The organism is Nocardia pseudovaccinii NBRC 100343 (assembly GCF_001613225.1).
GTDB classification, from domain to species: domain Bacteria; phylum Actinomycetota; class Actinomycetes; order Mycobacteriales; family Mycobacteriaceae; genus Nocardia; species Nocardia pseudovaccinii.
In genome coordinates this window covers 1-9,348 of sequence record NZ_BDBY01000335.1, presented here as the reverse complement: position 1 = coordinate 9,348, position 9,348 = coordinate 1, and the positions used below count along the sequence as shown (strand labels likewise).

The 9,348-nt window shown below is 65.9% G+C and carries 9 protein-coding genes; 4 read left to right on the top strand and 5 right to left on the bottom strand.

All coding sequences use genetic code 11. From position 1 onward, the window contains the following. Positions 1–47 precede the first annotated feature (47 nt). Entirely contained in the window at positions 48–914 is an 867-nt protein-coding gene (locus NP3_RS37275; RefSeq protein WP_084509518.1) for a MaoC/PaaZ C-terminal domain-containing protein, read from the top strand. Positions 915–975: 61 nt separating this feature from the next. Here the strand turns inward: NP3_RS37275 and NP3_RS37270 are convergent, their stop codons facing one another. From NP3_RS37270 to NP3_RS37255, 4 genes are all read right to left on the bottom strand, one after another. After that, a complete protein-coding gene (locus tag NP3_RS37270; protein ID WP_245721266.1) occupies positions 976–2,328 on the bottom strand; it encodes a DUF5685 family protein in 1,353 nt (450 codons plus the stop codon). 146 nt (positions 2,329–2,474) lie between these two features. After that, a complete protein-coding gene (locus NP3_RS37265) occupies positions 2,475–3,074 on the bottom strand; it encodes a TetR/AcrR family transcriptional regulator (RefSeq protein WP_063046419.1) in 600 nt (199 codons plus the stop codon). Between the two features lie 251 nt (positions 3,075–3,325). Further along, complete coding sequence (locus tag NP3_RS37260; protein WP_063046418.1) at positions 3,326–4,486, bottom strand: glycoside hydrolase family 3 N-terminal domain-containing protein; 1,161 nt, start codon at positions 4,484–4,486, stop codon at positions 3,326–3,328. A 37-nt stretch (positions 4,487–4,523) separates the two neighbouring features. Beyond that, complete coding sequence (locus tag NP3_RS37255) at positions 4,524–5,852, bottom strand: ADP-ribosylglycohydrolase family protein (RefSeq protein ID WP_218025005.1); 1,329 nt, start codon at positions 5,850–5,852, stop codon at positions 4,524–4,526. Positions 5,853–6,000: 148 nt separating this feature from the next. Here NP3_RS37255 and NP3_RS37250 point away from each other — a divergent pair, with 148 nt between their 5' ends. Next, positions 6,001–6,480 (top strand): universal stress protein, encoded by a 480-nt coding sequence (locus NP3_RS37250; protein WP_063046417.1) that lies wholly within the window; start codon positions 6,001–6,003, stop codon positions 6,478–6,480. Between the two features lie 65 nt (positions 6,481–6,545). Here NP3_RS37250 and NP3_RS37245 read toward each other — a convergent pair whose 3' ends face one another. Then, positions 6,546–7,769, bottom strand: coding sequence for an IS110 family RNA-guided transposase (locus NP3_RS37245; protein WP_084509517.1), 1,224 nt, complete (start codon positions 7,767–7,769; stop codon positions 6,546–6,548). A 276-nt stretch (positions 7,770–8,045) separates the two neighbouring features. Between NP3_RS37245 and NP3_RS37240 the strand changes: the two genes are divergently transcribed. Both NP3_RS37240 and NP3_RS51235 read left to right on the top strand, forming a co-directional pair. After that, positions 8,046–9,137 carry an isochorismate synthase gene (locus tag NP3_RS37240; RefSeq protein WP_063046416.1) on the top strand — a complete coding sequence of 364 codons (1,092 nt, stop codon included), beginning with the start codon at positions 8,046–8,048 and terminating at the stop codon, positions 9,135–9,137. A gap of 96 nt (positions 9,138–9,233) precedes the next feature. Next, positions 9,234–9,348: DUF2613 domain-containing protein (locus NP3_RS51235; protein ID WP_373864812.1), on the top strand; the 115-nt coding region annotated here is incomplete at its 3' end.

Below are 9,348 nucleotides of genomic sequence, written 5' to 3'. Positions count from 1 at the left end.
AGCGGCAATGTGGTTCGGGTCTGCGGTCAGAGCCTGATCGGAGCATGATGACCGAGACGATCACGCTCACCGAACCTCCCAAGAACAGCGGCCTTTTCGTCAAGGCCGCGCTCGGTGCGGTGCCGGTGCCGCTGGTCTCGGGGCGCAAAGCGACACTGCCCGACCGCGTCGTCCGGCTGGAGGGCCTGCGCGTGGATCCGGATCACCTGGCCGCGTACTGCCGGGCGACCGGACTGCGGTTCGGCGACTCGCTGCCGCTGACCTACCCGTTCATCCTCAGCTTCCCGCTGGCGATGCAACTGGTTGTGGCACGGGACTTTCCGTTCGTCGCGGTGGGTGCGGTGCACGCGCAGAATCTGATCGAGCGCGGTCGCGAGATCTCGGTGAGCGAACCGCTCGACTTCACCACGCACATCGAGAATCTGCGCGAGCACCCGAAGGGGCTGCTGGTGGATGCGATCACCGAGGTGAATGTCGGCCGGGAGCTGGTGTGGCGTCAGGTCACCACGTTCCTGCACCAGCAGCGCACCTCGCTCTCGGGCGAGCCGAAGGGTGAGCCGAAGCCGGAAGAGGTTCCGCCGCCGCCGATGCGCACCGTTCGGGTGGATCAGAAGACGATCACCCGCTACGCGGCCGCCTCCGGTGACCACAACCCGATCCACACTTCGGCATTGGGCGCCAAGGCATTCGGCTTCCCGAAGGCGATCGCGCACGGCATGTGGTCGGCCGCGAACATCCTCTCGAATGTGGAGGGGCGGATTCCCGAAAAGGCTGGCTACGCGGTCAAATTCGGCAAGCCGATCCTGCTGCCGTCCACGGTGAATGTGTACGCCGATCAGGTCGACGGCGGTTGGGACCTGGCGATGCTGAACCCGAAGAAGGGGTATCCGCATCTGACGGCCACCCTGCGCTGACCCGACGGCGAAGCCGCACTCCTGGTTTCGGAGTGCGGCTTCGCCGTTTCTGGGCCGAGTTTCAGCAGTCGCAGCCGCAACCGTCGCAGCAGCAGCCGTCACAGTCGCAGCAGTTGCCACAGCAATTACAGCTGCAATCGCCGCAGTCACAACAATCGCCGCAGTCGCAGTTCTTGATCCAGGCGTCCTTGCGCTTGCCGTCGCAGGGGTTGGTGTGGTCGGCGCAGCAGGCGTAGCCGGTGCAGTAGACGCCGAAGACCAATGCCAGCGCCTCGCCGATCCCGGGCCGACGCGGCGGCTTTTCGAATCCCGTTCCCGGCGGCATCGGGTACTGCATTGCCGCGCTGTGCCGAGATGTGCTGCAGGCGTGGGCGGTTACGCCGAGACCGCGGCCGACTCTGCGCACCAAGGCGTGCAGCGGGTCGAGCAGCATCCAGCGGATGGTCGGGACCTGGTCGAGTTTCGCCTCCGCGACGGCCTTGCGCAGGTGCGAATCCGATTGCCGCAGCAGATCGTATGCCTCGGGCATGGTGGTTCCGGTGGCGGCGAGCGGGTTGAAGCGACCGCGGGTCCGGTCGTCGTCGAAGTCTGCGACGGCATCGGCGAGATGCGCTATCCGTCCGAAATTCCGGCCCGCCACACGCAAAGCGGCGACGTTATCGGGGCGGTCGGCCAGCACCGCGGTGTGCGCGAAGAATTCCGCCGCGCAGATCTGTGTCGGTGCGGTCAGCTCGTCGAGAGAGATTGTGCGAGACGCGTTTTCCGACGTACCCGCCGCGGAACCGGTGCGGCGGTTGGCACCCACCGAGGCGAGGGCTTCCAGGTGCGACTGCGAATTGATCGCGGCGACAAGCGGTTCCACATCGAGGCCGATCATGGATGCCTGCGAGCGCGCACGGTCGGCCCAGCGGCTCGACACCTTCGTCATCGGATGCCGAGTGAGGACGGACCCGTCACCATCGTCGACATGATCGCGAATCTTGGCCGATCCCAGCAACAGTGACGCGGTGGCAGCCAGCAGTACGCCCGGCGAATCCGCACTCGCCACCTCGGCGCGACGCATCCCCCGCAGCGCGCACGGGGCCGCCGTGGTCCGCCCGATCGAGCCGGACATCTGTGCCTCGGTCAGCACGCTCAGGACGATCGCATCGGTATTGGTCGCCGCCCGCGCCAACTGCCCGTGTCCATCCCGCAGCCCCAGACACAGCCCACACATATGCGCCCGCCACGTGCTCGCATCGATTCCGTACTTCTCGGCCCCATGCGAACACGGCCGCAACATCCCGAACAATTCCGCCCCGTTCCCCGGCCATTGCGCCGGTCCACTCTCTTGATCTCCCGCACTCTGGCAGTCCGTCAACGCCGCCGCAAGCCCGGCGGTGCTTGTCAGCTGCCGCAGTCCGACCCCGGTCACCGCGGTGGGTCCTGTTGTCCTGCACCGACATCCCGGGGACGGGCTGTGGTCACCTGCCCGAGCGTTCATTGCCGAGGGTAGCCAGATGGTGGTCGGGTTCGGTGCGTTGAGCAACCATTCGACTACCCTCGGCGCGAGCAGGAGGGCTATTCCGCCTTTTTGCGGCCTGCGAGGCCGCGCCAGGCGAGGTCGTCGAGGAGGTCGACGGCCTCGGAGACTTCGATGCGGCCGGTGGCTACGCGGTCGGCGATGGCTTCGCCCGCGCCGATGACGGCCACGGCGACTACATCGAAGTTGGTGCCGGGTTCAGCGTGCTTGGCGCTGGATTCGAGCAGTTTGGCGGTCAGTTCGATGACGCGTTCGCGGGCGTTTTCGATTTCCGAGGCGAAGGCCTGCTGGCCGATCGCCTGGCGGTAGAGCACCTGCCAAGAGTTGCGATTGCGGTCGACGAATCCGAGGAAACCCTCGAGCGCCGTGCGCACTTGTTCATGTGGGGACAGTTGCGGATTGCCCGCCGGTGCCACCGATTCGATGAAGCGCAGCCCCTCGCGCTGGATGCAGGCGCGGAACAATTCATCCTTGGAGCCGTAGTAGAGGTAGAGCATCGGCTTCGAGATTTTCGCCTCGGCGGCGATCGCGTCCATCGAGGTGTCGTGGAACCCCCTACGCGAGAAAACCTCGACCGCGGCGTCGAGCATCTGCTGCTCACGAACCGCCCGAGGAAGTCGCTTCGTTCCGCCCGCCATCACTCTCCTACCACATGGTGAATCTCTTATATTACTCCAAGGTAAGTTCGGCGGGTCGGATTGCGCGTTCGTAAGTTCGGCGAACTATCGGCACTCGGCTCCCATCCTTCGGACCGCGATGTCCTTGGATTCGCAGGCGCAGCTGTTCAGCTGTCCAGCAGAGGAATACTACGGGTGTACGGCGATAAGGCGGCTGTACAACATACGACAGCCACCAGCGACTGCTTGCGGGTCGCGGGAAAGGCCAACCGTCAGCAGGACTGCAGCGCGCCCTTGAATCGAGCCATCCGCAGCACCGAGGCGTCGACCCGCTCGGCGGACAAGCGCCCACTCGATACCGCCTGCTCGAGGCGATCCAGCACCTGCGGCACCGCATCGGTGGTGATCCACAGGGCATTGTCGGCACCGGCGATCAGCGCCGCCTCGACCGCGTCCTCGATGCTCATCCGGCTCGTGATGGCGGCCATGCCGCCGAGGTCGTCGGTGAAGATCGGCCCCTGGAACGGCGCCGCGCCATAGCCGGTGCCGTCGCGCAGCAGCGCCATGGCCTCCGGGCTGATGCTGGCGGGGACATCGGGGGTGGTCAGGCCGGGTACGTCGAGGTGGCCGACCATGGCGGCGGCGCCGGAGTCGACCAGATTGCGGAACGGCACGAGATCGACACTCTGCAACTGCGTCAACGGCGGGGTGCGGACGGCGCCGGTGTGCGAATCGCCCGATCCGGAGCCGTGGCCAGGGAAGTGCTTCATCACCGTGCCGACGCCGACCTCGTTCATGGCGCGGATGTAGGCGGCTGCGTATTCGGTGACCACCGCGGGATCGTCGGAGAAGGACCGGTCACCGATGACGGAGTCGTCGGGCTGACTGCTCACATCGACGTCCGGGGCGAAGTCCACCGTGACGCCCAGATCCTTCAGTGCGCGGCCGCGGGTCACGGTGGTGTCATGGAACTGATCGGCGGTCATGGTCTGGGCGGTCACCCGGGCCGATGGGGCGACCCCGATCAGATCCTTGGCCCGGGAGACGCGGCCGCCCTCCTCATCGATGGTCACCATCAGCGGCACCTTGGCGGCCGCCTTGACCTGTTTGATCAGGCCGTCGCCCAGCAGCGACTTATCGGTCCAGCCGCCGACGAAAATGCCACCGACCTGCGAATTGCGCACCACATTCGTGGCGTCGTCGGCACCGGTGACACCGACCGTCAGCAGTTGCCCCAGTTTCTCGCGCAGGGTGAGTTTCGCGAGGTAGTCGGCACCGCAGTCACGTTTGGCGGTGGTGGTGGCGGGAGCCGCGGAACCGGCCGTCACGGCGGGAATCGCGGATTTCGACGGCGCGGGACTGGAGTCGCCGTTCGAGCACGCCGTCGCGACGGCGGCCAGGATTGCGAGCAGAACGAGAGGCGTCTTCCGCATAAGTCCACGGTAATCGGCGTGCTCCGGACGGTCCGACTCAGGTATGGCTAGCGGCCAGTCGCAGCGTCCGGCGGGCCAGGTCGGAGATTCGGCTGCCGTCGTGGCCGAAGACCGCGCTGTGCAGTCGGTCGTGGAACGGATCGGTCCAGTGGGCCGGGATTCCGCGGGCACCGGCGCGGATTCCGGCGACCGAACCCGCCGTCGCGCCATTGGAGTCGGTATCGCAGCCGCCCTGCACGGTAAGCGCGATGGTGCGGGTGAAATCGCCTGCGCCCCAGAGTAAACCGGCGGTGACCAGGCAGGCGTTCGGAATGGCGTGCACCCAGTTGTAGTGATCGTGGCGGCGGTGGATGGCTTCGAGGGCCCGCTCCCATGACATGCCCCTGTCATGGTCCGCGATCACTTGGGCAACCGCGACGTGCAACCTGGAACGGTCCGGAATGCATTGCTGGGCAACCGAAAGCGCCTCCGGTACGCCTTCGGCAGTGAAAGCCGCAGCTACCAATGCGGCAGCCCACATCGCCGCGTACACACCGTTGCCGGTATGCGAAAGCCCGGCATCGCGGGCGGCGAGTTCGGCGGCGCGCGCCGGTTTACCCGGGTTGACGTAACCGTAGATATCCGCGCGGATCATCGCGCCTATCCACTCGCGGTACGGATTTCGATACCTGGCCACCTCCGGCGGTTTCCGACCGGCGATCAGATTGCGGTAAGCGACCCGCTCCGCGGTGTAGGTCTGCAGAAATGGCAGATGTGCCAACCAGGCATCCGCGACATCGGATTGCGTGAAATTCGTTCCGCATGTTTCCAATAGGTGCAATCCCAGCACGGTGTAATCGACATCGTCATCGCGCGGTGCACCGTCGATGCGGCCTTTTGCCGATACCGGCCACGTCGGGTTCAACGGATATTCCGGCGACGGCGGCAATAATGCGGGGACATAGTCGATCAGCGGATAGGCACCGGCACGCTCGAGATAGGCGCGGATTCGCGCGGGCGTCCAGACGAATCCGTTTTCCAGCGGCTTGCCGAGCGTGCAGCCGACGCAGCGCCCGAGCCAACCGCCGTGCATCCGCTCGAACAGCTCGGGTATCGGCGCGACCGGCCGGATTACCGACTGCGGTGCCGCGGTTTCGGATTCGTCATAACCCCATTCGGGATCGCGTTCGGTGCTTTCCAACCGATCGAAAACCGTCCAGCATTCGGCCGGTTCGACATGATCTACGGCGACGAGCGCGCGCACCTCGGACTCGAACTCGGCCACCGGATAGCCCGATTCGAGCCGCTGCCGCCATTCATAGAACAGCAGGGTCCGGGGGTCGATCTCGTGCCTGCCGAAGAACACCAGTTCGTTCGCATCGGACATATCCGCTCCTGGTCCGTGTCGCCCAGTCGGTTTTTTCGCCGTTCAATCCGTTCCCGCAGCAGATTATCCGCGCGCCGCAATACCTCGTGACGGGGTTGTCGGGAGTAATGTTGTGACGTAGCCAAATGACTCCTACCTGGAGGTCATCGTGCCGTGCGATCTCATGCTCATTGCCTATGACGGTTCCGAAAATGCCAAGCGGGCCATCGAATACGCCGGACGGTTCCTCGCGGCGAACAGAGCGGTGGTGCTCACCGCCTGGGAACCCATGGTGCGCCAGGCCGCTCGGCTGTCCGGACTCTCCGGTGTGATGCAGCCGGAATGGGTGCCCGACGAGGAGATCGAGGACGTCGCCTACGTCGATGCCCGCAATACCAATATCGAGGGCGTCCGCCTGGCCAAACTCGCCGGTCTCAACGCCGAGGCGCGCACCGCGGAGTGCACATCGACGATCTGGAACGCCATCGTCGAAACCGCCGACGACCTCGACGTCGACATCATCGTGGCAGGGACGCGCGGCGCCACCGGCATTCGAGCGCTGATGCACAGCAGCGTCGCCGACGCCGTACTCAAGCATTGCCACCGTCCGGTGCTCATGGTGCCGCCGGGTAAGGAACCGCGCCGCTGAGATTTGGATCGCTCGAGTGGCTCTGCTCCAGGTTTGCGGGGTTAGACATCCCAGGACCGTAGGTGTCAAGCGGCTTTGGTGGTTTGGTTGGTTTGTCGGTGTGCCCAGGCGGTTTCTTCGTTGTAGAGGGTGTGGTGGCGTAGGCATCCGTGGAGGATGCCTACGAGGCGGTTGCCCAGGGCGCGTAGGGCTTGGTGGTGTAGGTCTCCGGCGGTGCGGTGCTGGTCGTAGTAGGCGCGGGCGCCGGGGCTGCGGGTGAGGGCGCAGAACGCCCAGGCGTCGATGGCGTCGTAGAGGCGTCGGTTGCGGACGTGTCGGGCCAGCACGGCGTGTTTTCGCCCGGACGCGATGGTCAATGGTGAGGTTCCGGCGTAGTTCTTGCGAGACTTGGCGGTGCTGTAACGGTTCGGGTCGTCCCCGAACTCACCGAGCACCCGGGCGCCGAGGATGACACCGAGTCCTGGCAGGGAAAGGTAGATGTCGGCGTCCGGGTGTGCCTCAAAATGGGTCGCCAGGCCGGCTTCGAGTTCGCTGATCTGGGTGTTGATCTCGGCGATGATGCCGACCGCGGCGCGGGTGGTGGTGGCGAACGCTGTGGTGACCGCGTCAGTTGCGATGAGGTGGCCGGTGCGTAGTGCGGCCTGGATCTGCTGGGCACGTTGTTCGATATTGCGTTGGCGCCCAGCACGTTTGAGTGTGGCCTGGATCGCGGACATGCTCAGTCGGGTGCCTTCGGCCGGGCTGGGTGCGCGCCCGAGCACGGCGAGTGCGTCGCGGCAGGCCAGGTCATCGAAAGCGTCCAGGGCGGCGGGGTAGTACTCGCGCAGCGCTGAGCGCAGCGCGTTGGTGTGGCGGTTGCGGGCCCAGATCAGGTTCTGGTGTCCACGAGCGAGGACCTTGATCGCCTCGGCGTGCGGGCTGTCACCGGCGATCCGCCGATGGTTGTGCCGGTCGGTGCGCACCAGATCGGCCAGCAGTTTCGCGTCCCCGGCATCGGATTTCGCCCCGGAGACGTGATGGCGGTCGCGGTAGCGGGCGACCGCGAGCGGATTGACCGCATACACCTGGTAGTCGCTGGTGGCCAGCGCGTCGACCCATAAACCGCGGTCGGTTTCGATGCCGATCACGACCTCGCCCGGATCGGTTGCATGGGCGGCCACCAGGTCATGGAACATGCTGATGCCCGCCAATCCCTCGGGGAGGCGACGGGAGGCCAGCCGTTTGCCGTCTACGTTCATGATGTGGACGTCGTGGTGATCTTCGGCCCAGTCATCGCCGACGAAGATCAATGGATCACCCCTTCTCGTGCCGATCAGCGGAAATGTGTTCGAGCCCAAGGCAACCTGGCGGCGACCTAATGGATCAGTGCTCGACCGGCACGACATCCCATCAGCGCTATAGGCAGCCTCACCGACCGGCCGGGGCACGATCTAACCCTAGGAATCGGACATCGCTCCAGGGTCGAGCAGTGCTCACCGGTCGGCGGCTCGGTTGATCAGCCTCACCCCGACCGATCACTCCCAGTCGTAGGCTCGCCGATCAACTCCCATTAGGGTCGAGGGATCATGAACGGATTCTTGCTCGCTCAGCCCGGTGGGGTGATCCGCGCGTCGGGGACCCGGGTCACCTTCGACGAGGCGGCGCGGGCGGTGGCGGCGCTGCGGGACGGAACCGCCGAGCTGATCGTCGGCGCCCTGCCGTTCGATCCCCGGAATTCGGCCGCGCTTTGCGTGCCCGAGCAGGCACAGCGCACGGTCGGGCCATGGCGGCCAGCGGCTCTGCCGGACCTGCCCGCCGTTCGGGTCATCACCGAAATACCGAGTCCGGCAGAGCATGTCGCGCGGGTGACGAAACTGGTCGAGCAACTGAACGATCCGGCGCAGCCGCTGCGCAAGGTCGTGGCCGCTCGATCGGTGCTGGCCGAAGCCGACAGCGCGCTGGAACCGGAGCTGGTCGCGGGACATCTGCTGACCAGGCATCCGCATGCGAATGTTTTCGCGGTCGACCTGACGGCCGCGGGCCGCCCGGGTGCGACGCTGGTCGGCGCCACCCCGGAGGTACTGGTCGCACGGCATGGCGCGACCGTCACGCTGCATCCGCTCGCGGGGACATCGCCGCGCCTCGCCGATCCGGACGACGATGCCGCGCAGGCGCGAGAGTTGTTGGCCAGCACCAAGAATCGTGATGAGCATGCGTTCGTCATCGAGTGGATTCGGGAGGTGCTCGCGCCGGTCTGCGCGGAACTCACCATTCCGGACGGCCCGCAGCTGATCAATACCCACGAGGTCTGGCATCTGGCCACTCCGATCACCGGTCGCCTACGCGATCCCGCGACGACCGCGCTCGACCTGGCGATCCGCTTGCACCCCACCCCCGCGGTCTGTGGCACGCCGACCGATCTCGCCCTCGACACCATCGCGCACATAGAAGAGGAACGCGGCTTCTACGGCGGCGCGGTCGGCTGGTGCGACGCGTACGGTGACGGCGAATGGGTGGTCGCGATTCGCAGCGCGGAAATCGCCGCCGACGGGCGCTCGATCCGTGCCTTCGCGGGCGGCGGCATCGTGGCCGCTTCGGATCCGCACGCCGAGTTGGACGAGACCACCGCCAAACTGCGCACATTGCTCGGCAGTTTGCACTGCGCCATCCCGAGCTGAGCGACCCGCGCCCGCTATTTGGTTCAGCTATCAATGGCCTGAACGTAGGTGATCGCGCGCGGCCCTGCTAGGTTGGCCCAGAATGTGCCTGCATCGATGTATTGGAGTGCCGCGATGAAGTTTGCTGTCCCTGGTGTTGCGAGTGCGGTCGCGGGCGCCGTGTTGGGCGTGATCGCGGTATTCGTCATCACGATGGCAGTGCAGCAGAACA